The organism is Bacillus sp. 123MFChir2 (genome assembly GCF_000383235.1).
Lineage (GTDB): Bacteria > Bacillota > Bacilli > Bacillales > Bacillaceae_G > Bacillus_A.
The window spans coordinates 79,594-105,994 of sequence record NZ_KB910931.1 but is presented as its reverse complement, the minus strand read 5'-3'; the positions used below and the strand labels follow the sequence as shown (position 1 = coordinate 105,994).

The following is a 26,401-nucleotide window of genomic DNA, read 5'->3' as shown; positions in this document are numbered from 1 at the left end:
CGAAAAATAGTGAACTGAAGCACAGACACGGGTATGATGTAGCATCTTCCTCGGGTCTCATTGGTATGCGAATGCAAGGTGCGATGGCTATATTTGCCGTCAATTTAAAACGAATTATGACCTTAATGAAGGAAAAAAAGGAAGAAAAGTAAAAAAAGAATAGAAAGAAAGGCGACTTTTCGTTCCATTTTGAACGAAAAGTCGCCTTTCTAATTTCACATCCGGTTTTTGAGCTGAAAAAACGTGAGTTTTTCAGTGGCCTCATGTATAACGGGCTTTTTTAGATTGAAGGTATAACAATAAGTTGTTTAGTTGTAATTTTCTCAACTTTCTTAAAATTTAAACGCGTTATAATGGTCATTAGGTGCTTGTGGTCACCAAATATTTCTAAAGACGGAGGTTAGCGGTATGTCTTCTAATAATGAAATGAATCGTAACACATTACCTGAGATCCAATTAACTTCGGCTGCGTTTAAACATGAAGCATATGACATTTACAAAGAGTTACGTGCATCTCATCCTGTTTATCAGGTATATCCTAACGCCTGGCTTATTACAAGATATGAAGATGCAGTAAGTTTATTAAAAGATACACGTTTACTGAAGGATGCTAAAAATGTATTTAGTAAAGAAGAATTTGAGGCCTATTTTACACTAGAAAATGGAGAGTATTTGAGAAAACATATGTTGAGATCTGATCCACCTGACCATAGTCGCCTACGATCCCTTGTTCAAAAAGCGTTTACCCCGCAGATGATTTTACAGCTGAAAGATAACATTCAATCCATTGCTGATACTTTATTAGACAAAATAGAACATCAGCACACTATAAACCTCGTAAATGATTATGCTTTTCCACTTCCAATTATTGTGATTAGCGAGATGCTTGGTATCCCTCAAGAAGATCGAGATAAATTTAGAGTTTGGTCACATACGGTTATTGATTCTCCAGATACACTAGAAGCTATTCGAGAAACTGATAAAAAGTTAGGTGAATTCATTGATTATTTACGAGATTTAGTAGATAAAAAACGAGAAAATCCTTCAGACGATTTAGTCAGTGCATTAATACAAGCAGAAAGTGAAGGAACAAAATTAAGTGTTCAGGAATTAAATTCAATGATTATGCTGCTTATCGTCGCTGGACACGAAACAACTGTCAATTTAATCACCAATATGACTCTAGCATTGCTTGAACATCCTGATCAATTGCTACTTCTACATCAAAATCCAGATTTGATTGACTCGGCAATTGAGGAGTCATTACGATTTTACAGTCCAGTTGAAATAACGACTATGCGCTGGGCATCGGAATCATTTACATTGCATGGTCAAAAGATAGAGCCGAAAAATGAGGTGATTATTTCCTTAGCCTCTGCTAACCGCGATGAAAAAATATTTCCAAACGCTCATACTTTTGATATTACAAGAAAAAATAACTGTCATATCGCCTTTGGTCATGGCATTCATTTCTGCCTTGGTGCATCTCTTGCTCGTTTAGAAGCAAAAATTGCAATTCCTACTTTATTACATCGTATGCCTAATCTTAAAATAAACGGAAGAAGAGAAGACATAAAATGGAGTGGTAATTATTTGACGAGATCATTAGAAGAATTACCATTATCTTTCTAGGCGAATGGATCCGAAATAGTATGACACCTCTCAATACTGTTCATACTAAACAAAAAAGGAGGTGTCATACTATGGCTCAAGATGTTCTTTGTGAAGTGAATAATTGCCAATATTGGAGAAATGGAAATAAGTGCAATGCTGAATCTATTTATGTAGTTAGTCATACAGGGAAACAAGCAAATGACAGTAAAGAAACAGATTGCAAAACATTTATACCAGAAGTTTAAGTCTCAAAGGGTAACCGCAATCTAGGTTACCCTTTTCTTATGTATATTATTGATAATAACAATCATTTTCATACCTTTTATATGTAAAGAATATAAAAATTTTGCATACTAAATGTTTTCTCTTGACCTGAAATGCGTTTCATACATTATAACTATGGTGTTGCGTACGAGAACGATATCATTTATCACATATATAGAAACGAAAGTAGGGAATAGTAATGAAACTTATTGCAATTGATTTAGACGGCACTCTTCTTACATCAAAGAAGGTAATTAGTGAGGAAAATGCGGCAGCTATTAAGGAGTGTCAGGAAAAAGGACATGTCGTTGCGATTTGTACTGGACGCTCTATGACAGATGTTAAAAAACTTCTTCATGAAACAAATTTAAAATGTCCAATCATTGCAGAAAACGGTGCAATTTTGTATTTAGATGATGTAATGTTACAGCGATATCCAATTGCAAATAAACATGCAGAAGAGATTGTTAATTATTTAGAGGAAAAAAATATATTTTATCAATTGTATACAGATCAAGGGGTATATATCCCAGAATACGGAGAAAAAACAATTGAACTTGAGATGAATTTTATTATAAACTCGGATCTACACGCTGATGAAGAAGAACTGAAACAAATAGCAGCATTATATTTACAGCATACTGAAACGAAACCAATTGAAAGCTGTAAATCGCTATTTTCAGCACCAATTCACATTCATAAAATTCTCCCATTCTCGTATCAAAAGGAAAAATTAAAGTTATTAAAAACGCAATTTATAAATAACGAAGAGCTATCGATCACAGCATCTTACTGGCACAATCTTGAAATAAATCATATTCATGCTCAAAAAGGGAATGGGTTATATACACTAGCAAATCAGTTAGGGATATTAAAAGAACATACCGTCGCAATTGGTGATGGTTTAAATGATATGTCTATGATGGAAAAGGCAAATATATCAATTGCAATGGGAAATGCTGTGGAAGAGATTCAAACAATTTGTCGCTACAAAACACTGTCAAATGATGATCATGGTGTGGCTCATGCTCTTCGCCGCTATGTTATTGGATGAACTAATTTTACTATTTAGACTACAAATAAAAAGGTAAAGAAGGCATGAACAAAAATTGGGACACCGCCAGTATTTCGGAAAAACCTCACGCTAAGCAAATTGGAATAATAAAGAGCCAAATTTTTTCTCTGTTAAGAGTAATTTGGCTCTTTATTATTTAAAAGGCGTAAGGAATGTAAACTTGTTGAATGCAATCCTTCAAACATTTATGTCCTAATTGTATTTTTCATCCGTATCCTCCTGGTATTTAACTATGGTAGAAAACGATACATCAATATAGGGTTCTCCATAAATAAAACGTTGCATAGGATTCCAAATAATTTCTTTTATTTGATTTTGTAATCTTGCTCTTATATTCCCAAATCCGTACAAATGATGAATTTTGGGTTTATACTAGTTTTCTGTGGAGGTGATTACATGAGAAAACAAAATAAGCCAACTTTTCATTTTCTCCAATCATATGAATCAGACTACGTATGATTACATAACAACTCGTCATTGTAATTTCGTTATCTTGCTGTTACATTTCAAAATGCTTACAATAACTTGTTTTCAGGGTTTCCAGGTTTATACTGAAGCTAGAGGTGATTCAAAATGACATACGATTGGAAAACGAATTCGAACCGAACTAATCCACAACCAGACTCTGGCAAGCCAATTCTATCCGTCCCTGTTTCTGATGAACAATGGCAGGCTGTTGTCAATAATAATGCTTCTTATGACGGACAATTTTTTTATGCAGTGAAAACAACAGGAATTTTTTGTCGCCCTTCTTGCAAATCAAGAGTACCCAAAAGAGAAAACATTGGCTTTTTTGAAAATGCTGATCAAGCGCTAGCTGCACACTTTCGTCCCTGCAAACGGTGTAAGCCAACCAGGCAAAGACTTCCCGATGAGGAGTGGATTGCTTTTATAACTGAATATGTGGATAGCCACTGCGATGAAAAGTTGACGCTTAAAGTCCTTGCGCTTCTAAGTCACGGAACCCCTTATCACTTGCATAGAACCTTTAAAAAAATCAAAGGCATAACCCCGGTGGACTACATCCAGCATGTTCGAATAGAAAAGGCGAAAAAATTATTGACTACTTTTGATGACACAGTTTCTGAAGTTGGTGAGTCTGTCGGACTTTCCAATACGCCATATTTTATCACGCTGTTTAAGAGGAAAACCGGACAAACACCGGAAGCTTACCGTAGACAGCAAAAACAACACTTGAAGGAGGCGTTTTCAAATGACACCTAAAAAGAGCAGTTCTCTTTATTGGTCCTTGTTGTCTTATGAAAATTGGAAGATGTACATTGCCGCAACAAAAAAGGGCTTATGTTTTGTCGGATCGCAAAATCAACCATTCGAAGAATTGGTGAAATGGGCAAATCATTACTTGCCTGGAAACGACATGATTCGAGATGACGAAAAATTGCAACCTTTTGCAGATGAACTTGTTCGTTATTTTCAAGGCAAGCTCAATCGGTTCACCATTCCAATCTTTTATCACGGCACACCTTTTCAGGAATCCGTATGGAAGGCACTATGTGATATTCCGTACGGTCAAACTCGATCCTACTCAGATATTGCCCAACAAATTCAAAAACCGACTGCGGTTCGGGCAATTGGGAGGGCCATTGGAACGAATCCGATCCTCATTACTGTTCCATGCCATCGTGTTATCGGCAAAAATGGATCGCTGACGGGCTATCGCGGCGGAATGGAAATGAAAACGCAACTGCTGGAACTTGAACGTGGCTTTACAAACAATGGGAAGGAGTTACAACATGTCTGATCAGCATATAGCATCTTTAGCCGAACTCAACTGCGCCGAGCTACATCAAATTCTTGATAAAGTGAAACTTTAATCAGTGGGGGGGTATTATGAAAAATAGCAAACATTTTAATTTTCACAAGCTTTGGTTAGGACAGTCTATAAGTTTGTTAGGTACTCAGTTTACAATAGTAGCTTTGCCTCTTTTTGCATTAGAGGTGCTACAAACAAGTGAGGCAAATGCTGCCATGCTTCGTGGGATTATATTTATACCCTACCTAATTTTCGGATTAGTAGCCGGTGCTTTAATAGATATCCTTCATAGAAAAAATGTTTTGTTAATTTGTAGTATATGTCAAGGTGTTTTATTTTTATCAGTATTCATACTGACTGTAACAAATATAATAACGTTCCCTTTATTGGTGTTTCTTATGTTTTTAAATGGAATATTTACCACGTTTTACAACATTGCAATTCCTTCTTTCTTACCGGAAATATTAACAGATAGAGACAACTTTAAAAAAGGAAATGCGGGGCTGGCACTTTCGGAGTCTCTTTCTATAGTAATTGGTCCTATGCTAGCAGGAATCGTTATTACTCTAGTTGGATTAACAGGCTCTTTCACCGTTGACGCAGTAACATATTTTGTTTGTTTTGTGTTTGTATTATTTATTTCAAAGTTTAAACCGCATACAGCGGGCTCCTTAAAAGACGTAAATATAAAATCCATATACCAAAACATATATGAGGGCTTGATATATTTTAAAAAACACCCAGTATTAGAACCAATTGTAACTTGCGGTGCTGTTTACGGTTTTTTTAAATACATACTAAATAGCATTTTAGTAATATTCCTTTATAAGGTAATGGGTCTATCTGAACTTGAAATTGGTTTTGTTGTAGGTTCAGCAGCGGTGGGATTTTTAATAGGCAATACGATACTCATGAAAAAAAGTCACCAAATTAATAATACAAAAATGCTTATTTATAGCGCTACTGTATCAGTTACCGGTCTGGCTTTTATACCGATAATGGGATATATGGGAACCGTTTACGGTATAGTAGTTGCAAGTATCATACATGGTATGGGAGAAGGTGTATTTGGCCCTTACGCTGCAACGATACGACAACTTGTCTCACCAAATCACATGCTAGGCAGAGTAAATGCCATGCAGCGTACGCTTAATTGGGGAGCCTGGGCATTGGGAAGTTTTGCTAGTGCATTTTTAGTTTCTATATTTGGGCTTCAAACTACGTTATTTATAGGGGGCTTCGGAACAACATTATGTTTAATAGCGTTGTTAAGGCGAGGCGTATCAAAAGGGACCGACATTGAATATACGAGTTCATTTTAGAGGAGATGATTATGATGTATAAGGTATCAAAAGAAACTGACAATGAATATGCACCGCACATTTTATTTATAGGGGGATGGACAAAGCCTATACAAGATGCTTTAGACAGTGGGTATACTGTCTCATATATAGGGTCTTACGCTAAACACATATATTTTGATGGAACTATCTTAGAAAAGTGTTACTACAAAAAGGAAATAGACACAACAAACATACCCTTGTCTGTATACTATGCTGAAGAATTATACAAAGAGAAACCATTTGATGTGGTTGTATCTTTCAACGAAATAGCCTTAGATACGGCTTGCATAATTGCAAAGATTTTTAATGTTAAAGGACCTTCTTACAATGCTAATATGATAACCCGCAATAAAGATATGATGCGCGAAATTCTAGCAGGCAAAGACTTTTCGATAGATTCGACAGTTTGCAATAACATAAAAGACATTGATGAATTTTTAAACAAAAAAGATAGTATAATAATAAAGCCCCCGATTGGCGCAGGTGGTAAAGGAGTATCTAAGCTAGACACGGGAGATGACGTAGAGGTATTTATTAAAGATAGTGGGATTCAACTACCTGTTTTGGTGGAAGAGTACATTGAAGGTGACGTAGTTTATACAGTCGAAACCATTTCTTATAACAAAAAACATTCTATACTAGCTATATCAGCTGAAATATGTAAAGAAGATACGTTTATAATAAACTATACTATTATGCCGGCACCTATAGATGAATCTCAAAAAAAATTAATTATTGAGAAAGTCATGCTATTTTTGGACGACATACAAATGGAAAACGGCATTACTCATACAGAAATAAAGATAGACAAACAAAATAAGCCAATAATCATAGAGTCTCAAGTTAGAATAGGTGGTGGTAACGTATGGAAAATGGTGGAACTAACGACCGGCATATCTCAATTTGGATACTATTATGATGCGTTAGCTACTGAGACTATAGATGAATTTAGATGTGTACCTTCCAAATGTCAAGCTATGTCTTTAAGCTTGATTCCAAAACCAGGTTACTTAAAAGAAATCAAGTATAAAGGATTAGCTAACATATCCGAGGTCGTATTAATTGATCTATTAGTAAAAGAGGGCGACACCATACCAACTATTGTAGACAGTACTGGGCGCAAAGGAAATATATTATTTACGGCTAATGATATAGAACATATGTATGAAGTTGCAGATAAAATATGTGACAATATAACGTTTGTTTATCAGGATTTGTCAGAATGGAAACCTTCTTTTAAAAAAATATTTAAAAAGGAATGTGGCACGTGACTGGTCTATGTCAAGAAAAAGGACAATTTAAATCACGTGTGTCTATTAACCCAAAATCGGCTCTTTTCTTATTCCAATTTGCTTAGTGTTAGGTTTTTCTGAAATGATGGCGATACCCCAAATTGTACTTGCAACTTCAATCTCTTAAATTTATTACTGATTAAACACGCGAAAAAGAACGAATTTCGACAAAATTTGTTCTTTTTCGCGTGTTTTTATCCTTTTTTTCTAGATTCCGTGTTGAAAAATAAAAAAATTCATGAATAACTCTATTTTTCTATGTACCTTAATAATTTTAATTCGTATAATAGAAAAGTTGGGTAAATTTAAAAATTACACACAATTTAAAAAACAATATATACATTTGAATTATTAATATAGGAGTTGGCGGATATGTATCGGCTTACAGAACTTATTGATATTGAAGAAATAAAAAAAATAGCAGAACAATTTTATTCTTTAACAAATATTTCACATCAGCTTCTTGATTCCAATCAAGAGATATTATTCCATTACGGCACAGAATCCAATGATATACATTTACATACAAAAATCCGTGTTCCAATTATCATTAATGAACATACGATTGGAAATTTCATCATTTGTTCTCCTCAAAACCGTATTGATTCCTGCAGAATATATTTTCAATCTCTTGCAACACTTATGATCAATATCGGAACGAATAAATTGCAACAAATTCAGGAGATTCAATCGATACCTGCTAAAAAATTATATACCATTTTACAAAACATGCCTGCCATGGTTGATGCATGTGATGAAGAAGGAAATATTGTTATATGGAACCGGGAGTGCGAACTAGTAACAGGTTACAGCACAGCTGAAATTGTAAACAATCCTCGCGCATTAGAACACCTTTATCCTGATGATAAATATCGTATTCAACTGCTAAATGAGTTCTCGGCACGTGGTAAAAACTTTCGAGACTGGGAAATGACACTTACTTGTAAAAACGGGGATCAAAAAACAATAATATGGTCAAACTTATCAGATGAATTCCCCATCCCTGGATATAGCCACTGGGCAATTGGTATCGACATTACGCATCGAAAGAAGATTGAAGAAGAACTCACACAAAAATCGTCAGAATTAGAATTGATTTTTAAAGCGCTACCAGATTTATGTTTTTTAACTAATTTTGATGGAACAATTGTTGATTATAAAGCTGGTTCTTCCTCAAAGTTTTATGTCCCAATTGAAGAATTTATGGGCAAAAAGTTTCAAGATGTTTTACCTTCAGATGTTGCCGATCAGTTACACAACGCAATTGTTAAAGTACAACAAAATAGTTCCATAGAAATTGTAGACTACTCCTTAGCAATGCACGATAGTAAATATTATTTTGAAGCTCGATGTTTACCGCTTTTAACAGATAAAATTATGGTTATTGTTCGTGATATTACAGAACAAAAGAAGACAGCCGAACTATTAAATAAATCAGACACATTAGCTGCAGTCAGTCAACTTGCTGCCGGCGTTGCACATGAAGTACGCAATCCTTTAACTGTTATTAAAGGATTTATACAATTATTACAAATGAAAAGTGATACAGAATACTTCCCACTGATGCTTTCTGAAATTGAGCGAATTGAATCTATTATTCATGAGTTTTTATCAATTGCAAAACCTGAAATTCCCTCTTTTGAAAACAAAAATCTTTCTTTTATATTAGAAAATGTTGTGTCGTTAATTAACACAAAAGCAATTATGACAAATATTCATATCACATTCCAATCAGACCCTAACTGTTTATATATTGATTGTTGCGAAAAACAGTTAAAGCAAGTATTTATAAACGTTTTACAAAATTCAATTGAAGCAATGCCAAATGGAGGAGACATCATAATTACTGCTAAGAAAACAAGCGACAATGAGGTCATGATTTGTGTTTCAGATGAGGGAATTGGTATTCCAGAAGAAAGAATTATAAAACTTGGAGAACCTTTTTATAGCACGAAAGAAAAAGGAACAGGTATTGGTTTAATGATTAGCTATAAAATTATTGAACGTCATCAAGGAAAAATCCATATAAAGAGTAAGGTTGGAGTAGGAACTTCAGTGAAAATCTACATACCAATTACTCAAACTTCTTAATGGAAAAACAGACATGTATTAGAGGCATACAGAGCATATCCCTACTTCATGTAACGGTAAAAAATAGAGAAAAAAATGAGTGCCGGTTACTTTTACATAGTTGAAACTCACACAGCTTAAATTGTTCACCGCTTATAAATCCGATATACCTTCCTTTTAGATTAGAACGTGAATAAATGGTCATACTAGTAATCATGTACTTTAATTTAAAGGATGATATGATGATTTATATTTATACTGATTATGGCGGGACACATACAACTTCATTAGCGGCAGCATATCATTTAAAAAAACTACCAACGGATCGGAAACTTACAAAAGACGAAATATTAAACGTTGATTATTTTAATAAACTAAAAACTTCCGATATGGGGAAAATTATTTTTCACGGACGAGATGAAAACGGAGATCCTGTTTATACAGTCGGTCATGGTGCATCTAAAGTTGTGGTTCCAGCTTTAAAAAATTTGAGTATATTATTACAAGATAAGTATCAAAACCACGAAAAAATTGTGTTTTCTAATACATCACCAACTGTACCATTTGCGATGACGATCGGTGGTTTATTTTCGAGAAGATTAAAAATTGATTTTATTGGTGTGCCATTATTAGTTTTCGGTGCAAAGCAAGCCTGTGATAATATTATCCGGCTTGTAGAATATACAAAACAAGCTGGAAGATTAACAAATGAAGATGTTGTAGTATTAGAAAATGAAAACTTTAAATAGTTTAAGCAAAAAGGATGGCTAATTATATATTAACCATCCTTTTTGCTATAATATCTCAACTTTTTTTCGAATGACAATCTTATCAATATCATCTTCTTCATCACCAATATATAAACCACGTTCTCTCAAATACATTTCAAAATACAAATTAGCTTCAGCACGTTCATCGTATGGCTTTACAGATAAAACAAATCCTAATTTTTGTTGATCTTCCAAATTGACAGTAGAAATGTATGCTGGAATTTTATTACGTAAAAATAACTCTTTAACTGGAATAATCATGTCTTTCATTAACTTCGATAAAAGAGTCATTTCAAAATCAAAATTAAAACGATCAATGCTTGATAAATCTGCAAAAACAACACCAATAAAACCAGTGTTAAAAATTTCTTGATAATTTTCTTCTTCAATCTTTCCGTTATAAAAGTTCTTTTCAATTAAATAATTTTTAAAATATGCAACACCTTCAGCTTCTTTAAAAGGTTTCGTCGAAAGAACAAATCCAATTTTCTTTTGTTTATGTAGATACACACACGATAAGTAAGCAGAAACATGATGTTCAGCGAAAAGAGAACTTGTTGCTTGTGCAAGACCATCTAATACATGATGCGCAATGTGCAGTCGTTTGCGAGAAAAGTAATACGATTTTTTTTGTAGTTCTAATGTATCGATAAACACAGAGCCAATAAAGCCTGTATTTGATATAGTCGGAGTATGCTTTTTTCTTCCTCTGCGTTTATTTAGAGCCAATGAAATCCATCCTTCCTAGTATCTATCCCAAAGGAGAATGAGATACAAAACGAACATTTGTTCTTATATTTATATTGTACTATTTATTCGTTAAAAAGTAAATGTTTTCTCCTCAAAAATAAACAAAAAAGATGCCTTAAAAAGGCATCTTAATAAAGAATAGGGAAGAGAACTTCCCCATAATATTATGTATATTTATATTAAGAAATAGATGCAATTTCTTCAGCATCTTCGACATCTAAATGGCAATCCATTGTACGTACTTCTTGATCTTCATGGCTTCCAAAATAAATAGTAATGTTCATATGTATCGCTCCTTTATTTTAGGAATACCTAAAATAATCATTTATTGTATTTTATTATATACTACTTTACACGTTCCTACAATCTTATCATTTTTTTAAAAAACGTTTCTTTAATATTAAGAAAATTGTTATAATAAATCTATCTACATTGAAGGAGGAAATAACATGCAAAAAACACTACAAACATTTTCAAGCGTAGGAAGAGGAGTGAATATCAACTAACGTAATATAACACTCCTGCTTCCTAAATCCATTATGAAAAATGAATAACGGAAAGTAGGAGAACAATTGAAGAAACAAACAATCGCAACGCATAATATTTCAATTTTATTTTGGGTACAATTTTTTGGGACGATTAGTTTTTTACAGCCCGTAATGACTCTTTTTTATATGGAAAAAGGCTTAACGGCAGCAAATATCTTTATTGTTATGATGTGTTGGAGTGTGGCAGTACTTATTGGGGAAATCCCAGCAGGTGTTTATGCGGATCGATTCGGTGCAAAGTTATCATTTTTGACAGGATCGATCATAAAAACTGTCAGTATTTCTATCTTATTATTTGCAGATAATCTATGGTTATTTTGTGTCTATAGTTTATTGAACGGTTTGTCAGTTACATTTTTCTCCGGTGCAGATGAAGCGCTAATTTATGAATCATTAAAAGAAAACAATGAGCAACATTTAATGGATCAAGCAATGGGGAAAATCCAATCAGCAGGCTTTATTTCCATGTTAATCGCTGTCATTTTCGGTTCGTATTTTGCAAAAGATTTACGAGAAGAACAGTTTACACTTTTAATTGTTCTTGGAATTGTATTTCATTTGGTAGAACTTGTTTTGCTATTTTTCATCAAAAGTCCAAAGAATCGACCATCTTACCGAGAAGAATCTTTTTCACAAATAATTGAAGGAATACGGGTTATTCGTAAAGCACCACAATTACTTATTATGTTTCTAAACGTCTCGCTTGTTTTTATTCCAGCAAGTGCAGTATATGACGCTTTTAACCAACCATTGTTTACGAACGCAGGCCTTCCTGTATTTGCGATTGGCATTATGTATGCTTTAGCTGCTATCCTTGGATACTTTTCTTCGATATCAATTGGATGGCTTACTAGTAGATTCTCACGTACAATGTTAATGAATGTAACAGGAGGGTTAGCTGTTAGTGGTTTACTATTATCAACATTTTTTGGAGATACATTGTGGGTTGTATTAGGAGCGTTCTTTATTTTACGCTTCGTACGTGCAATTCGTTATCCGATATACTCGCAGCTTAGTAATGACATAATTCCGTCTCATGTGCGTGCAACAACGATTTCGTTATTGTCTGTTTTAGATTCGATATTAGACCTTATTATTTTCGGAACACTATCATTCGTAGCCGTTAAGTCATTACCATTTGTATTTGCAGTTTGTGCATGTATTGCATGTATTGGAACGTTTCTGCCAATAAAAAAAGTTGAGGTGGGTGTTACTGCGCACCATAAAATAAATCGAAATATAGAATAAAATACTCCCCCAAAGTGTTCTATAAACTTTGGGGGAATTTATGTTTAAATCATAAAAAATTATCAAATGGAGGCCAATTTAATGTTACATATAGAAAAGGCAAAACTTGATGATTTACAATGGGTTAATTTTCAATACGAAAGGGTTGATTTTGTACCATCACATTTAGAAAATGAAGAGATTGCAATTGCATATTTTAATAGCCAAAAGGCTGGCTTAGGAAGATTAGTAAAAATCAATGAATATAGCTTTGAAATGGGCGGAATATATACGTTAGAAGACTATAGAGGAAAGAAAATCGCTAATAGCATCGTTGCATTTCTAATTAAAGAAGCTCGGAAACTTCAAATTCAAAATGTATATTGCATTCCATTTGAACATTTAAAACCTTTTTATAGTAAACATGGATTTCAAGAAGTAGTAGATTTAACTGCGGTTCCTAAACAGGTTAAAGATAAATATAATTGGTGCTTAGGGCAATATGATATAAAAACATTGTTAATGAAATTATAAATTTGAAAACACACATAGGGTGTGTTTTTTCTTTGTATAAAAGCTAGAAGAGCATACGTGAAATTACATAATTCTAAATTAGGCATTTGAACAAGTCACAATACTTAATTCTAGGTCATACTTTGTTGGGGAGTGCAATTCAAACTGGTCTATCGTCTCTTTTGTTACAAGTCGTTTTTTGTTACGACTTGCAAAGTATATACATGGAGGTTATGAAATGAATAATTTTCAACAAGAACTTCAAACGTTAAATTTAAATGATTATCAGACTGGAAATGTTGTGTACTGGGATAGTCAAACTCCTTCTCCATACTATATTGAAGAAGACTATACTCGTCGTTGCGGCGGTTGTGGCCGCTGTGGTGGTTGTGGTGGTCGTTGTGGAGGGTTCGGACGTTGCGGCGGATTCCGTTGCTTTGGATGCTTTGGATGCCTTGGCTGTGGCGGTTGTGGTGGTTGCGGAGGCTGTGGTGGTGCTGGATTTTGGTGGGACGGAATATGGATTATTTAATCCCAATTTTTTAATTGAACCTTTACTTAAAGAAAAGTGTTTCTACATGATTTTTATTGTAGAGACACTTTTCTTTAAGTATGATTAACCACTCTTCTTTTTTCCGTTTGACATAAGAAAAAATAGGATACATAAAATTGTTATGATGACAGTTTAATGCAATGAACAGTGAAGGAGGAGTACAATGACAAAATTAAACTCTTCTACGCGTTTGAAAATGAAACGAGATACTTTTTTTCTTTCTAATCCAAAAGGAGAAGTGTATTTTAGAAATAATGCCAGTTCATTCCGTATGGAAGGAAAATCAATCAATCAATGGATTGAAAAACTGGTGCCGATGTTTAATGGGGAAAATACATTAGAGAATTTGACAGATGGCTTACCTGAGTTATATCGAAAGCGAGTATTTGAAATAGCAGAAATACTGTACCAAAATGAATTTGCAACAGACATAAGTCAAGATCATCCACACCAATTATCAGAACATATTCTAAAAAAATACGCATCTCAAATTGAATTTTTAGATAACCTCGGCGTTTCAGGTGCATATCGTTTTCAATCTTATCGCCAAACGAAAGTATTAGTTGTTGGTTCTGGTTCTTTTTTTGTTTCCCTAGTTTCTGCGTTACTTGAATCGGGATTACCACAATTTCAGATGCTAATTACTGATTCCGTTCGAACGAATAAAAGAAGATTAAAAGAATTAATAGCACATGCACAAAAAACAGATCCTGAAGTGGCGATTGAAGAAATTTTTTTGCAAAAAGAAAAAAGACATGGTTTGAAAGATGCGGTGCAGCCATTTCAGGCGATTTTGTATATATCACAAGGAGAAGACATAGAGGAATTAAAAACTCTTCATGCTATTTGTAAAGAAGAAAAAAAGATTTTCATCCCTGCTATATCTAAGCAAGGGGTCGGATTAGCTGGGCCACTCGTACACCCAGAAAATGATGCTTGCTGGGAATCAGCTTGGCGACGTTTACACAAGTCTGTATTTTCTAAAACTTCAGGGGAACACACTTTTTCTTCTACAACGGAAGCAATGTTAGCAAATGTAATTGTATTTGAACTGTTCAAAAAGGTTACAGATATAACGAAACATACGCAAACAAATCAATTTTTTCTGTTGGATTCCGAAACGTTAGAAGGAAACTGGCATTCCTTTTTACCTCATCCTTTAGTAACTGAGAAGATGGAAATCAGATGGATTCAAGATTTCAATACGAGAGACAAACAGAGATCAAGTGAAAATGAAAGGAATGAAGCTACTCTGAATTTGAATTCCCTTGTATCAAAAGAAGCAGGGATTTTTCATATTTGGGAAGCAGATGACTTAAAACAACTGCCATTGGCTCAATGTCGCATTCAAACAGTTGATCCGCTGTCAGAAGGCCCTGCTGAATTATTGCCAGATATGATTTGTACAGGTTTGACCCATATGGAAGCAAGGTATGAAGCTGGATTAACCGGAGTTGAGGCCTATATATCGCGAATTGCGAGTGCAATGCTTTCTGAACATGAGCAATTTATAGGATTTGGAGCTGGGGATACGATCGCAGAATGTGTGTCTAGGGGATTACAAAAATGTTTGGATGAAGAATTTCGTAAGAGACAAATAAAACAAAAAATTTCTGTTTTCACGCTAAAATTAGATGTAGTAGAGGATGAACGCTGCAGCTTTTATTTGCAAGCACTTACTACATTGCAAGGAACACCTACAATCGCTTTAGGAGAGGATATTTTTAACTTCCCTGTGATTTGGATTCATACGAATAATCGCTGGTATGGAAGTGTAGGGTTAAATAAAACAATAGCGTTACGCAAAGCATTACAACAGGCACTTACAGAAGCGCAAAATTGTGATGATTGCCACGCATCACAAGTACTAGAGACTTCATCAGTTTTATTACAAGATAAACTGCCATTACATTTTTCTATTTCTTCTTGTGAAAACATAACACAAGAAGAAATATTACAATCTGCTGAACAGACATTAAAACAAAATGGAATGCGGCCCTACGTATTTGAAATATCCCTAGAAGAAGTTTGGAAGGAGGAACTGGCGGGACTATTTGGAGTATTACTGGGAGAGGAGGAATCCCAGTGAGTACTTCCATTTTAATTATTGGAGAGGGACTATTAGCAAATCGTGTATATGAAGAATTAGCTGTGCAATATGAAATCATAAGGCACACCAATTTTGATCTAAATATACCAGCAACAACCGATTTAGTTCTCGTTTTACATGATACTTGGAATCCCTTATTTCATAAACAGGCAGAAAGTGTATTTCAATCGACGGATATCCCTTGGCTGCGAGCTTTCGTTTCATTTGGAAAAGGAATAATCGGTCCGATCGTTCGTCCTGGTACACAAGGATGTTCCCAATGTGCAGATATACGTCGTACTTTTGCAGGAAGTGATTCGAAAGAGATGTGGGAAATAATGCAAATCCTATCATCGAAAGAGGAAATCCCCAGGGACATATGGACATCAAATAATGGATTAATACAAATGACACATATTCTGTTAAGAGAAGTGCAGTGCATTCTAGAAGATGATTATGTACGATCAGAAGGACACATGTTTTTCGTAAATTTACAAACTTTGAAAAGCTCCTATCATTTTTTTCTACCTCATCCTTTATGCTCAAATTGTAGCCAAATGCCTAATGATTTATCACATTCAGCTGAAATTTCATTACAATCAAGCCCAAAGGTTAACTTAGATAATTATCGTTGTCGTTCAATATCTGAACTAAGTAAAGTACTAGTTAAAGATTATCTAGATCATGAGACTGGGTTTTTAAATGATAAAATGTATGATCTTACGCCTCCATTTGCTGATGTAAGTGTGAATCTTCCGCTTCTCTTCGGAAACGAACCAACGGCTGGCCGGACTCATTCATATGCAACGAGTGAATTAACTGCTATTTTAGAAGGATTAGAACGATATTGCGGTCTAGAGCCTCGTGGAAAACGTACAGTTATTCACGATACGTTCCGCAATCTAACTCATCAAGCTTTAAATCCTCTTGAAGTAGGGGTACACGCGCAGGAACAATATATGAAACCTAACTTTCCGTTTAAACCGTTTCATCCAGATCGTCCAATGAATTGGGTATGGGGTTATTCATTTTTACAAGAACGTCCAATTTTAGTTCCAGAACTACTTGCTTATTATAGTTTAGGTAGTAAAGATGGCTTTGTTTATGAGACTTCCAATGGTTGCGCATTGGGCGGCAGTTTAGAGGAAGCGATTTTTTATGGCATTTTAGAAGTCATTGAGCGCGATTCATTTCTGTTAACTTGGTATGCAAAGCTTTCCCTCCCGCGTCTTGATCTTTCTTCTGCCGCTGATCAAGAGTTGCAGTTGATGATAGAACGTGTACGTGCAGTAGGGGGATATGATATACATGTATTTAACTCGACAATGGAACACGGAATTCCAAGCATTTGGGCATTGGCAAAAAACAGGAAAGAGAAGGGGATGAATATTCTCTGTGCAGCTGGGGCGCATTTAGATCCGGTACGAGGGGTGAAAAGTGCAATATTTGAATTAGCTGGTATGATGTTAACACTTGATAAGAAACTTGAGGCGAATCACAAGAAATATGTACAAATGTTCCTCAATCCTTCTCTCGTGAAGCAAATGCATGACCATCCTATGGTATGTGCTTTGCCAGAAGCGGAAGAACGGTTTCGGTTTTTGCTAGATAATAATCGACCGTTACAAACATTTACCGAAGCATTCAAGCAGAAAACGAGACATGAGGATTTGACAGATGATTTAAGAGAAATGCTTCATATGTTGCACCAGTTAAACCTCGATGTGATTGTGGTAGATCAGACGACACCAGAAATAATGCGAAATGGATTACATTGTGTGAAAGTACTCATTCCAGGAATGTTGCCAATGACATTTGGGCATCATCTTACGCGCTTAACAGGTTTAGAGAGAGTGTTACACGTGCCAATGAAACTTGGGTATACGAAGCAATCGCTAACGTTTGAACAACTCAATCCACATCCGCATCCGTTTGCGTAAGTAATGATTAGGAGGGAGAAGGGTGAGTTTAGAGACATTTTTGAACAATTTACATGTTAATGACGAAGCAACCACCTCGACTTGGGAGGTGGACTGGGAAGACGGACCACTTTCTTATAAGCTTTATCGGGACTTACCGGGAATTCCGTTATCTTCTGAAGTTACATTAACACTTGAAAATTTCGAAGTATCAACAGAACCGAATCTTCGCGAAATCGGTCATTTTCTTTGGTACGTATTTGGGCTTACTCAATTCAGTCAGTCGACCTCACCATCACCAGAATTAAATGTTATGCAGTCGTATCGGAGGTTTGTTCCCTCGGGCGGAGGCTTATATCCAAATGAATTGTATATATATTTAAAGATGGAAAATGTACCTGTTGGGATTTACCACTACGATGTAGCACATCACCGCTTAGTATTATTAAGAGAAGGGAATTTTGATTCATATGTAACCCGAACTCTTGGGAATAGCTGTGACACATCCGCTTGTTTCGGTGTTATTTTTGTATCGACAATGTTTTGGAAAAATTTCTTTAAATATCATAACTTTTCTTATCGTCTGCAAGGATTAGATGCAGGTGTGTTAATCGGACAATTGCTAGAAGTAGCAAAACGATTTCAGTTCACACCAAGCGTGCATTTTCAATTTCTAGACCGGGCCATCAATCATTTACTCGGATTATCGGAACAAGAGGAGAGTGTATATGCAGTTATCCCTCTATCGGTCAATTCTGTAGCACCACAGTTCAATCATGAAAATGATGCTACGAATAAAGAAGTGTCTGCTACTCAATTATGTGAGGAACTACCAATTATCCACCATAATCACTATGTTAAATCTCGAAAGATTGCACAGTATCCAATGCTAATTCAAATGAATGAAGCATCTATGCTTGAATCAACACGATCGTTTCAAAAAATCAAGAGTGAAACAAATAGAATGCGTGATGGTCAAGCGTTAGTTCTTCCATGTATAAAGCGAATGTCATACGACTTAACAGCTGCTTGCCAAAATCGATTTTCACCGGAAATGGATTTTACATTTCGGAAAATGAGTCAAGATCAATTGACTACGTTACTGCATGAAGCAACTGCTTCTTTTGCCTATCAAAACGATTTAGATACAAAGCATGAAGAATTCGCATCCCGTGTTTCCTTATACGTATGTTTATTTGGTGTTGAAGGGATCCCAAACGGCGCTTATCATTATGACAGTGATGCTCATGCATTACGACAAGTACATCTTGGAGATCATCGTTTCTTTCTGCAAAGCGGGATGACATTCCATAATGTAAATATATTCCAAGTGCCACTTTGTCTACATGTAGTAGGAGATAAAAAACATCTTAAAACAGAACTTGGATATAGAGGATACCGCATTCAACAGATGGAAGCGGGCATCCTTGTACAAAAATTATTGTTAGCGGCTTCCGCTATAGGACTCGGAGGGCACCCGCTTCTTGGATTCGATGTCAATTTGTGCGATGAAATTTACAAACTAGGTTCAGAAGAAAAAACGAGTCTTATCCAAATTCCAATTGGCTTTTATCGGCAACGTCCTTGGTTGAAAGGAAGTTTGCATAGTTAAAAAACATTACTTATATAGAATATTAAAAAGCTTGGATTCGAATGAATGCAAGCTTTTTCATGTAGTAAACACTCTTAACAAAACGCAAATCGGTGAAGGTTATAGACTTAAAGATGACGCTCCTAAGTTATTAGTTGATTTCTTCTAAAAAGAAGAAAATTAAAGATTTATTCAAAATCTTCTTTGCTTTTCGCAATCTAGATGTACTAGTTTGTTAGTACGGGATAAAACAATTGGACAATAAAAAATCAACACCAAATTTCATTTATCGTATTTTTACAGTCAATAAAAATATTAGTAAATATGTCAATCAACCCTTAATTATTCTTACAGAGTAGAAAAGAGTAGTATAGGACATAATTACATTTGAAAAGACGTTTAGGAGCTGATTCTGATGGAAAAAGAACTAAATAATAATAAAAAACTAAACATCAAAAAATTAAACACAGAAGAAAACGCTATTTATAGTGATCCGAAAGATGCGAGTAATATGCAACCAATACCACAGCCAAAAGATTATGATGAAATTGAATATTAATATATAAATACAATTGAAAAGCCGACATAAAAACCCCTTTCTTTTTTTGGGAGGACGAGAGTGTCTGGCCGTGCATAGAAGCGGTCAAATCCTTTTCCTGCCACATGCGAGGTTAAAAACAAAAGGAACAGGCAAGTAGCGGTCTTATTTCATTCTGCATAACCGCGACTTATATGTCGAAAAATTAAAATGAATTTATATAGTAGCAAACAGGAACAGAAACAATATCGTTTCTGTTCCTGTTTTAGCTAACGAACTTTTGTTTATTTCTCATTAGAAGGTGGAATAGAAAGAAAAACTAACGAATCAACAAGCTCAACTGAAATGCTAAAATCATCATGAAGCGTAATTACAACACAAGCCACTAACGGTAACGTAATGATAATTACATCACCATCAATTACAACTCCTGATGAACATGTGTCGTAGTCACTTATAGATAGTTCTATATCTGTATCTGGCGCAATTAAAATTTCCAAACATATATTCATGCATTGTTCGAATACGTAAGCGATTGTAGACCTCTCCTCTCTAACTAATCCATAATTCCTATGTAGATGGATGCTTGAACTGGATCTCTGAAAGTAGCTCACATACTATACTATTTAAATGAAGAGCTTCTTGATTGGACAGGTTATCTATTTATAAAAAATATATGTATGCAACAAAGGGTAGATTTGGAGAATCATATAAAAAAGTACCTTGTAGCAGCAATTGTGGACGATTACAATAACAAAAGTGAAACTTTAATAAGTGGGTTTTTTCATTCGAGGTGGGAGTCTTACTGCCCGTTAATGCAGCCTAAAAGGCCCGATATAACTTTAATGAAGTTACAATCGGACTTTTTAGGCCGAAATTATCTTAATGTAATGGATCTTAGCAAACGTTACTTAAACATTTTCATACCTCATCCAGCCACTTTCGGATCGCTCTGCTTTGTATTTACCGTAAGACAAAAGTTTCATCGCCGTACGAATAGAAGCGTGAAACACCAATCTCAACTTCCATTCTTCTTCCATTTCATTTGGATAGGCCGTTGATTCGTGAACATAATAAGCTGCCATTATACAGGGAGCCACTTGTTCTGGTTCAAATCCATAACCAATTACATCATCTACAACGAAATCAATTAGATGTCGATTTTCATCTTCCATTTCTTTTTGAAGCAACTTTTTTACAGATTCCGGTACTAATTCTAAGATTTTATTCTTCAAAACAGTCATTTTTTTTCTCTTTCAGCACGAAGAACTGCATCATTCGTTGGTGTATTAGGTACATAATTCCCATGACTATCGATGCTATGAGCTTCTTTATCATATTGTCCGTTGGCACTACGCTTTTTTGTTGTGAACGGGTTTTGATTGTTTCCCATACTTGTCACCTCCAATGAATAGTATGTGCTAATCAGAAAGTAATTTGTCCAAAAGAGATTTTGCAAAAAGTGGAATAAGGATAACAATTTACCCTGTATGAAATGGTTTCTTTCATAAAAAAATAAGTACAACCCTTAACAAAAGGAGGATTATTTATGACGAACAGAAATGATAATCGAGAACGAAAAAACAAATATCCGAACAATTTAAAGAAAGATACTGAATTCTCTAAAGATGTAAATATTAGAAGTGAAGTAACGAAAAAGGATTTCAATAAATAACGGTTGAAACCATTATTTATTGAAAAAGCTTGGATTTGATTAAATCCAAGCTTTTTCAAATGATAAAAATCCAATTATACGGCTCATAAAAAATAACGAATTTCATTTACCGTATTTTGGGAATTAAAATTAAAACAACCATAATTAACCTACATATGCATGAAAAAATTATAGGATGGAATTATATTTCATAAAAGGGTATTAATCATTATTGAATATAAAAAAACAGGGGGAATTCATCATGAAGTTAACACCAGAGCAACGAATTCAATTACATGGATTTAATAACCTTACAAAATCATTAAGTTTTAATATGTATGATATCTGCTATACAAAAACAAGAGAAGAACGGGAAGCATATATTGAATACATAGATGAACAATATAATGCAGACAGATTAACAAAGATTTTAAAAAATGTATCTGACATTATAGGTGCACACGTATTAAATGTCGCTAAACAAGACTACGTTCCACAAGGAGCGAGCGTAACAATCTTAGTTTCAGAAGGTCCAATTGTAGAAGTACCAACTGAATCATTTAGCGAATCACCCGGCCCTCTTCCAGGATCAGTCGTTATACAGTTAGATAAAAGTCATATAACAGTTCATACATATCCTGAATATCATCCAGATGAAGGAATCAGCACTTTTAGAGCCGATATTGATGTGTCGACTTGCGGGGAAATCTCACCTCTTAAGGCGCTAAATTATTTAATTCACTCATTTGATACGGATATTATGACCATCGATTACCGAGTTCGAGGATTTACAAGAGATATAACGGGGAATAAATTATTTATTGATCACGAAATAAGTTCCATCCAAAATTACATTCCAGAGAATATAAAAAATTCGTATGACATGATTGATGTGAATGTATATCAAGAACATATTTTTCATACAAAATGCAAACTAAAAAAATTCGACTTAAATAACTACTTGTTTGGATATACACAAGAAACATTATCTATAGACGAACAACAAGAAATTACAAAGAAATTAAAATTGGAAATGGATGAAATATTTTATGGAAAGAATATGAATCATGGCTCAATTGAAGAAGGTTCAACTGAATGAAACATCCAAAGTATCACTAAAAAGCAGGAAGACTTTCTCCTGCTTTTTTACTTTTTCGATGTGAAAATGATTCAGTTTTTATGATTAGAAATCACAATACTGAAGAAAGGTGTTTTTCATTTTTTGTCGAATTTGAATTTTGGTAAAGATTCAATAAAGAAAGGAATAAAAAATGAAAAAATACGAGCATTTAATTTCATGGGTAGAGAATATAAAAGAAAGAAACCATAGCTCCGCAGCAGCACTCTTTATTATGAAAGATAATCAAGTTGTATTGGAGCATTATAGCGGAACTCATTCTAATACAAAAAATAGTTCTCCTATTACAGCAACTTCACAGTTTAACGTTGCTTCTGCAAGAAAAAGTTACTTAGGACTTGCGATTGCCTATGCGCTTTATGAAGGGAAAATTAAAAGTCTAGACGATTATGCTGTAGATTACTTTGAAGAGTATGACAAAACTTTACTTAGTAATACAACCTTAAGGCACTTAGTGACTCATTCACATGGTCTCAATGCGAGTGACAGCGGAAGCATGTACCGAGAATTTGAACCTGGAGAAGAATGGGCTTACAGAGGTATTAATGTCGAAATGATGACACAGCTAATTAATAAGCTATATAATAAAAGTTTTCCAGAATTACTGAGAGAACGAGTTTTTATACCCGCGAGTTTTACAGAAACAGCTTGGCAAAAAGTAGATCATAACAATTTAGTAAAAGTAGTTATAGATCCAGGTAAACTAGCTGAAAACAAGATAGGTACATCAGATGATGGGACAGAATCGAATCTTTTTGTCTCCGCTAGAGAGTTTGCATATTGGGGAAACCTTCACCTAAATAAAGGATATATGAATGGGAAACAAATCGTCCCGAAAGAAGTTATTGAAATTACAACACAAGTTCATTCTCCTCATTTTAAAAATACAAATTTACCACAAAACGGATTATTTTGGTTTGTTCAGAATACACCAGCATTGCAAAGTGAAATAGGTGAAAGAGTCCCAAAAGGATCCTATCAAATACTAGGTGTAACAGGGCCAACGATTTTAGTGATTCCTGAATATAATGTCGTTGTCGCAAAGATGTATAACAAACGATATAACTATGGAGGTGACAATTACCTTCAATACTTAAGAGAATTTAGCAATTTAGTGGCTGATACGTTTGCTAAATAACCACACTGGTTGATAGGACTTGTACATAAGCAGTAGAAGATACCTAACAAAAAAATAGAATATATGTAATGATTCTAAAGTAGTTGGCTGCTTAAATTTAAACTTATACTCACCAAGGAAGTTGATATGTTCCCATCCAAGTGGTGAAATATGATGGAAAAGTTCTTCCTGCAAGACACCCTTATCTTTTTTAATATGTATTTTACCGTATTCAGGAAAGTTACAGATAGATCCAATTTTATTTTGGTAGTGCAGTTACATGCAAATAGTTGATATAATTCTTATATAATTGGATGCAATTATATAAAGAGGATGGTTATAAGTTAGTATAAAAGCAAAATAGAAAAATGATAAAAGGGGCTAGAAAGTATTATGATGGATGAACAAGAATTAAAACAAGAACTGCAACAAATCCAAAAGAACAATTACGCCGTACCAGAAGATGTGGACGCCTATCCATACGCACAATGGATGATGGATTATATCGGTTCAACTGATGCAGATTTGCGGGATGAATTAATTTACAGTACGCTCGAACGATGGATTACAGGAGAAGTATTTAGACAAAAAGAGTTACGCGGACTATTGTTACAAGCGCTTAGTCCTGATTATTTGTTTTATAAAATTGGTGAAAAAGGAACAGACTCTGTTTTTAAGCGTGCTTTCTCAATTTTAATCCCACCGCTTATTTTATCCGTTCATGAAAAAGAACCGTTCTTATCTGAAGAACAGCTCTACAGCGTGGCAGAACAAGTTTTGGAATATGTGCATCTTGAGCAGGATGTACGAGGCTATGTAGCTGGAAAAGGCTGGGCTCATTCTACTGCACATGCCGCAGATGCGCTAGACGCTTTAACACGTACAATACGAAATCGCGAATTTTTGCATGCAATACTTGCCGTTATTCGCCATAAGGTTTGTCTGAACGATTACATATATATAAACTTTGAGGATGAGCGATTAGTAACGGTAGTAATGTCTTTACAGAATCAAAATCTTTTAACCCAAGAAGAATGGAATAACTGGCTTCACAGCTTTACGAACATTGAAGACGCTTCACCTTCTCAAAATGATATTTTAGTACAAAACATTAGAACCTTCTTAAGAAGTTTGTATTTCAGGGCTTTAAAACAAGAGGAAAACTCTATATTTACGATTGCTGTACTAGAGAATTTGAAAAAATGGCATAGGTTTTAATTTGGGTTGTAATATGTAATTTTTTTTATGAATGGTGGAAATACGTCATTGGATTATTTGCAGGATACGTCGGTGGGTTTATCGTAACCTATTTCTTTGGTGTGCCAAAGGAAGCGATGATAGAACAAAAATAATACATCTTAAAAGTACGATTAATTTTTGGTCAATCATTGGATTCTACTATCATTCACCTACAGCAAAAAAACTTCTACTTATGAAATATACATGACCTAATATGTCTTAATACCTTATAATAATAGGGAATTAATGTTAAAGGAGGGGGACATGGTTGAGCAAATGCTGAAAATAAATAAAGTGGAGATTTGTGCAGAAAGTTTTGGAAATCCTAAGGACCCTGCTGTACTTTTAATTATGGGAGCTATGTCTTCATTAGATTGGTGGGATGAGGACTTCTGTCTCCGTCTCGCTGATCAAGGAAGATTTGTCATTCGATACGATCATCGTGATTTGGGACGATCGACTACTTATGAACCTGGCACTTCCAACTACACAATATTAGACATGGCTACCGATGCAGTTGGAGTCCTGGATGCTTATTCCATAAAGCGAGCTCATATCGTTGGAATGTCCTTAGGTGGTATGATTGGTCAAATTCTTGCCCTTAGGTATCCGAATCGTTTATTCACGCTTACTTTAATTGCATCAAGTGTGTTCGGGACTGAGATGGAAAAACTCCCTCCAATGGATGAGAATATCCTAAATCATTATGCAAAGAGTACGTCCATAGTTTGGTCAAATCAAGAAAAAGCTGTTTCCTATATTGCGGGTGGATGGAAAACTTTAGTCGGTTCCAAACCTTATGAGAGGGAAAGAATATATAAACTGGCGAAAAGGGAAGTGATCCGCGCTAAACAGCTTCCAAGCAGATTTAATCATGCTATGCTGCAAGGTGGAGGTGAGTATTACGATAGGATGGGAGAAATCAGCATACCAGTACTCATTATTCATGGAACAGAAGATCCCGCTTTGTCATATGAGCATGGACTTGCTCTTGCAAAAGCCATTCCTCATGCTGAATTAGTGACTCTTGAGGGATCAGGGCATGAGATTCATAGTGAAGACTGGGAACAAATGATAGAGTCAATTGTAAAACTTAGTTCCTAATAAAAAGAAGTAGTTGGGGAACGTCAGAAAGATGCGGATTTACAACATTAAGCAATAGATATTACCATCTTTTTGACATAAGACCCACGCTAAGCTATTTTTTAGAGGTTAAAACCCCTGATTTTTCTACAGTAAACAAAAGAATCAGAGGTTTATATTCCTTTCTCGTTAGTTTAATAAGAAGGGAGAAATATCAATCTTAAATATTAATTGAAACTG

The 26,401-nt window shown here is 34.8% G+C and carries 25 protein-coding genes and 1 pseudogene; 21 read left to right on the top strand and 5 right to left on the bottom strand.

What is annotated here, in order from left to right:
• Nucleotides 1–408: 408 nt before the first annotated feature.
• The 9 genes from H280_RS0107085 (at nucleotide 409) to H280_RS0107040 (ending at nucleotide 10,181) form a co-directional block, all read left to right on the top strand.
• Complete coding sequence (locus H280_RS0107085) at nucleotides 409–1,632, top strand: cytochrome P450 family protein (protein WP_020060422.1); 1,224 nt, start codon at nucleotides 409–411, stop codon at nucleotides 1,630–1,632.
• A 71-nt stretch (nucleotides 1,633–1,703) separates the two neighbouring features.
• Nucleotides 1,704–1,859 (top strand): DUF1540 domain-containing protein, encoded by a 156-nt coding sequence (locus tag H280_RS24835; RefSeq protein WP_020060421.1) that lies wholly within the window; start codon nucleotides 1,704–1,706, stop codon nucleotides 1,857–1,859.
• Nucleotides 1,860–2,077: 218 nt separating this feature from the next.
• Nucleotides 2,078–2,932, top strand: a complete 855-nt coding sequence (locus H280_RS0107075; protein ID WP_020060420.1) for a Cof-type HAD-IIB family hydrolase — start codon at nucleotides 2,078–2,080, stop codon at nucleotides 2,930–2,932.
• Between the two features lie 594 nt (nucleotides 2,933–3,526).
• On the top strand, nucleotides 3,527–4,177 hold the full coding sequence (locus H280_RS0107070) for a bifunctional transcriptional activator/DNA repair enzyme AdaA (RefSeq protein ID WP_020060419.1): 651 nt from the start codon (nucleotides 3,527–3,529) through the stop codon (nucleotides 4,175–4,177).
• On the top strand, nucleotides 4,167–4,715 hold the full coding sequence (locus H280_RS0107065) for a methylated-DNA--[protein]-cysteine S-methyltransferase (protein WP_020060418.1): 549 nt from the start codon (nucleotides 4,167–4,169) through the stop codon (nucleotides 4,713–4,715). The genes H280_RS0107070 and H280_RS0107065 overlap by 11 nt, the downstream gene beginning before the upstream one ends.
• 89 nt (nucleotides 4,716–4,804) lie before the next feature.
• Nucleotides 4,805–6,049: an MFS transporter gene (locus H280_RS0107055; protein WP_020060417.1), complete on the top strand. Its 1,245-nt coding sequence runs from the start codon at nucleotides 4,805–4,807 to the stop codon at nucleotides 6,047–6,049.
• Nucleotides 6,050–6,063: 14 nt separating this feature from the next.
• Nucleotides 6,064–7,341, top strand: a complete 1,278-nt coding sequence (locus tag H280_RS0107050; RefSeq protein ID WP_020060416.1) for an ATP-grasp domain-containing protein — start codon at nucleotides 6,064–6,066, stop codon at nucleotides 7,339–7,341.
• A 393-nt stretch (nucleotides 7,342–7,734) separates the two neighbouring features.
• A complete protein-coding gene (locus tag H280_RS0107045; protein WP_020060415.1) occupies nucleotides 7,735–9,453 on the top strand; it encodes a PAS domain-containing sensor histidine kinase in 1,719 nt (572 codons plus the stop codon).
• A gap of 221 nt (nucleotides 9,454–9,674) precedes the next feature.
• Nucleotides 9,675–10,181 carry a DUF3189 family protein gene (locus tag H280_RS0107040; RefSeq protein ID WP_020060414.1) on the top strand — a complete coding sequence of 169 codons (507 nt, stop codon included), beginning with the start codon at nucleotides 9,675–9,677 and terminating at the stop codon, nucleotides 10,179–10,181.
• 45 nt (nucleotides 10,182–10,226) lie between these two features.
• Here H280_RS0107040 and H280_RS0107035 read toward each other — a convergent pair whose 3' ends face one another.
• The gene (locus H280_RS0107035) at nucleotides 10,227–10,931 is read right to left on the bottom strand and encodes a hypothetical protein (RefSeq protein WP_020060413.1); all 705 of its coding nucleotides are present in this window, start codon (nucleotides 10,929–10,931) and stop codon (nucleotides 10,227–10,229) included.
• 593 nt (nucleotides 10,932–11,524) lie between these two features.
• On the opposite strand from H280_RS0107035, the gene H280_RS0107025 reads away from it, so the two are divergent.
• The 7 genes from H280_RS0107025 (at nucleotide 11,525) to H280_RS26050 (ending at nucleotide 19,951) form a co-directional block, all read left to right on the top strand.
• Nucleotides 11,525–12,748 carry an MFS transporter gene (locus H280_RS0107025; protein WP_020060411.1) on the top strand — a complete coding sequence of 408 codons (1,224 nt, stop codon included), beginning with the start codon at nucleotides 11,525–11,527 and terminating at the stop codon, nucleotides 12,746–12,748.
• An 81-nt stretch (nucleotides 12,749–12,829) separates the two neighbouring features.
• On the top strand, nucleotides 12,830–13,261 hold the full coding sequence (locus H280_RS0107020; protein ID WP_020060410.1) for a GNAT family N-acetyltransferase: 432 nt from the start codon (nucleotides 12,830–12,832) through the stop codon (nucleotides 13,259–13,261).
• Nucleotides 13,262–13,478: 217 nt separating this feature from the next.
• On the top strand, nucleotides 13,479–13,772 hold the full coding sequence (locus H280_RS0107015) for a heterocycloanthracin/sonorensin family bacteriocin (RefSeq protein ID WP_020060409.1): 294 nt from the start codon (nucleotides 13,479–13,481) through the stop codon (nucleotides 13,770–13,772).
• Between the two features lie 184 nt (nucleotides 13,773–13,956).
• Nucleotides 13,957–15,882, top strand: coding sequence for a putative thiazole-containing bacteriocin maturation protein (locus tag H280_RS0107010; RefSeq protein WP_020060408.1), 1,926 nt, complete (start codon nucleotides 13,957–13,959; stop codon nucleotides 15,880–15,882).
• On the top strand, nucleotides 15,879–17,822 hold the full coding sequence (locus tag H280_RS0107005; protein WP_020060407.1) for a TOMM precursor leader peptide-binding protein: 1,944 nt from the start codon (nucleotides 15,879–15,881) through the stop codon (nucleotides 17,820–17,822). Before H280_RS0107010 ends, H280_RS0107005 begins: the two co-directional genes overlap by 4 nt.
• A 22-nt stretch (nucleotides 17,823–17,844) precedes the next feature.
• Complete coding sequence (locus H280_RS0107000; protein ID WP_020060406.1) at nucleotides 17,845–19,413, top strand: SagB/ThcOx family dehydrogenase; 1,569 nt, start codon at nucleotides 17,845–17,847, stop codon at nucleotides 19,411–19,413.
• Between the two features lie 394 nt (nucleotides 19,414–19,807).
• A complete protein-coding gene (locus tag H280_RS26050) occupies nucleotides 19,808–19,951 on the top strand; it encodes a hypothetical protein (protein ID WP_020060405.1) in 144 nt (47 codons plus the stop codon).
• Nucleotides 19,952–20,214: 263 nt separating this feature from the next.
• Here the strand turns inward: H280_RS26050 and H280_RS0106990 are convergent, their stop codons facing one another.
• The 3 genes from H280_RS0106990 to H280_RS26045 form a co-directional block, all read right to left on the bottom strand.
• On the bottom strand, nucleotides 20,215–20,430 hold the full coding sequence (locus tag H280_RS0106990; protein ID WP_155894975.1) for a hypothetical protein: 216 nt from the start codon (nucleotides 20,428–20,430) through the stop codon (nucleotides 20,215–20,217).
• Nucleotides 20,431–20,841: 411 nt separating this feature from the next.
• A complete protein-coding gene (locus tag H280_RS0106985; RefSeq protein ID WP_028411136.1) occupies nucleotides 20,842–21,165 on the bottom strand; it encodes a hypothetical protein in 324 nt (107 codons plus the stop codon).
• A 5-nt stretch (nucleotides 21,166–21,170) separates the two neighbouring features.
• Nucleotides 21,171–21,323 (bottom strand): hypothetical protein, encoded by a 153-nt coding sequence (locus H280_RS26045; RefSeq protein ID WP_020060402.1) that lies wholly within the window; start codon nucleotides 21,321–21,323, stop codon nucleotides 21,171–21,173.
• 156 nt (nucleotides 21,324–21,479) lie between these two features.
• Between H280_RS26045 and H280_RS26720 the strand changes: the two genes are divergently transcribed.
• The 3 genes from H280_RS26720 (at nucleotide 21,480) to H280_RS0106965 (ending at nucleotide 23,860) form a co-directional block, all read left to right on the top strand.
• Nucleotides 21,480–21,605, top strand: coding sequence for a hypothetical protein (locus H280_RS26720; RefSeq protein WP_020060401.1), 126 nt, complete (start codon nucleotides 21,480–21,482; stop codon nucleotides 21,603–21,605).
• 241 nt (nucleotides 21,606–21,846) lie between these two features.
• Nucleotides 21,847–22,683 carry an adenosylmethionine decarboxylase gene (gene speD / locus H280_RS0106970; RefSeq protein ID WP_020060400.1) on the top strand — a complete coding sequence of 279 codons (837 nt, stop codon included), beginning with the start codon at nucleotides 21,847–21,849 and terminating at the stop codon, nucleotides 22,681–22,683.
• Nucleotides 22,684–22,855: 172 nt separating this feature from the next.
• A complete protein-coding gene (locus tag H280_RS0106965; RefSeq protein WP_020060399.1) occupies nucleotides 22,856–23,860 on the top strand; it encodes a serine hydrolase domain-containing protein in 1,005 nt (334 codons plus the stop codon).
• A gap of 66 nt (nucleotides 23,861–23,926) precedes the next feature.
• Here H280_RS0106965 and H280_RS26960 read toward each other — a convergent pair.
• Nucleotides 23,927–24,052: pseudogene (locus H280_RS26960) on the bottom strand (Tn3 family transposase); the annotation flags it as partial.
• Between the two features lie 180 nt (nucleotides 24,053–24,232).
• On the opposite strand from H280_RS26960, the gene H280_RS0106960 reads away from it, so the two are divergent.
• On the top strand, nucleotides 24,233–25,057 hold the full coding sequence (locus tag H280_RS0106960; RefSeq protein ID WP_020060398.1) for a DUF2785 domain-containing protein: 825 nt from the start codon (nucleotides 24,233–24,235) through the stop codon (nucleotides 25,055–25,057).
• 285 nt (nucleotides 25,058–25,342) lie between these two features.
• The gene (locus tag H280_RS0106955) at nucleotides 25,343–26,182 is read left to right on the top strand and encodes an alpha/beta fold hydrolase (RefSeq protein WP_020060397.1); all 840 of its coding nucleotides are present in this window, start codon (nucleotides 25,343–25,345) and stop codon (nucleotides 26,180–26,182) included.
• The last annotated feature ends 219 nt before the right edge of the window (nucleotides 26,183–26,401 follow it).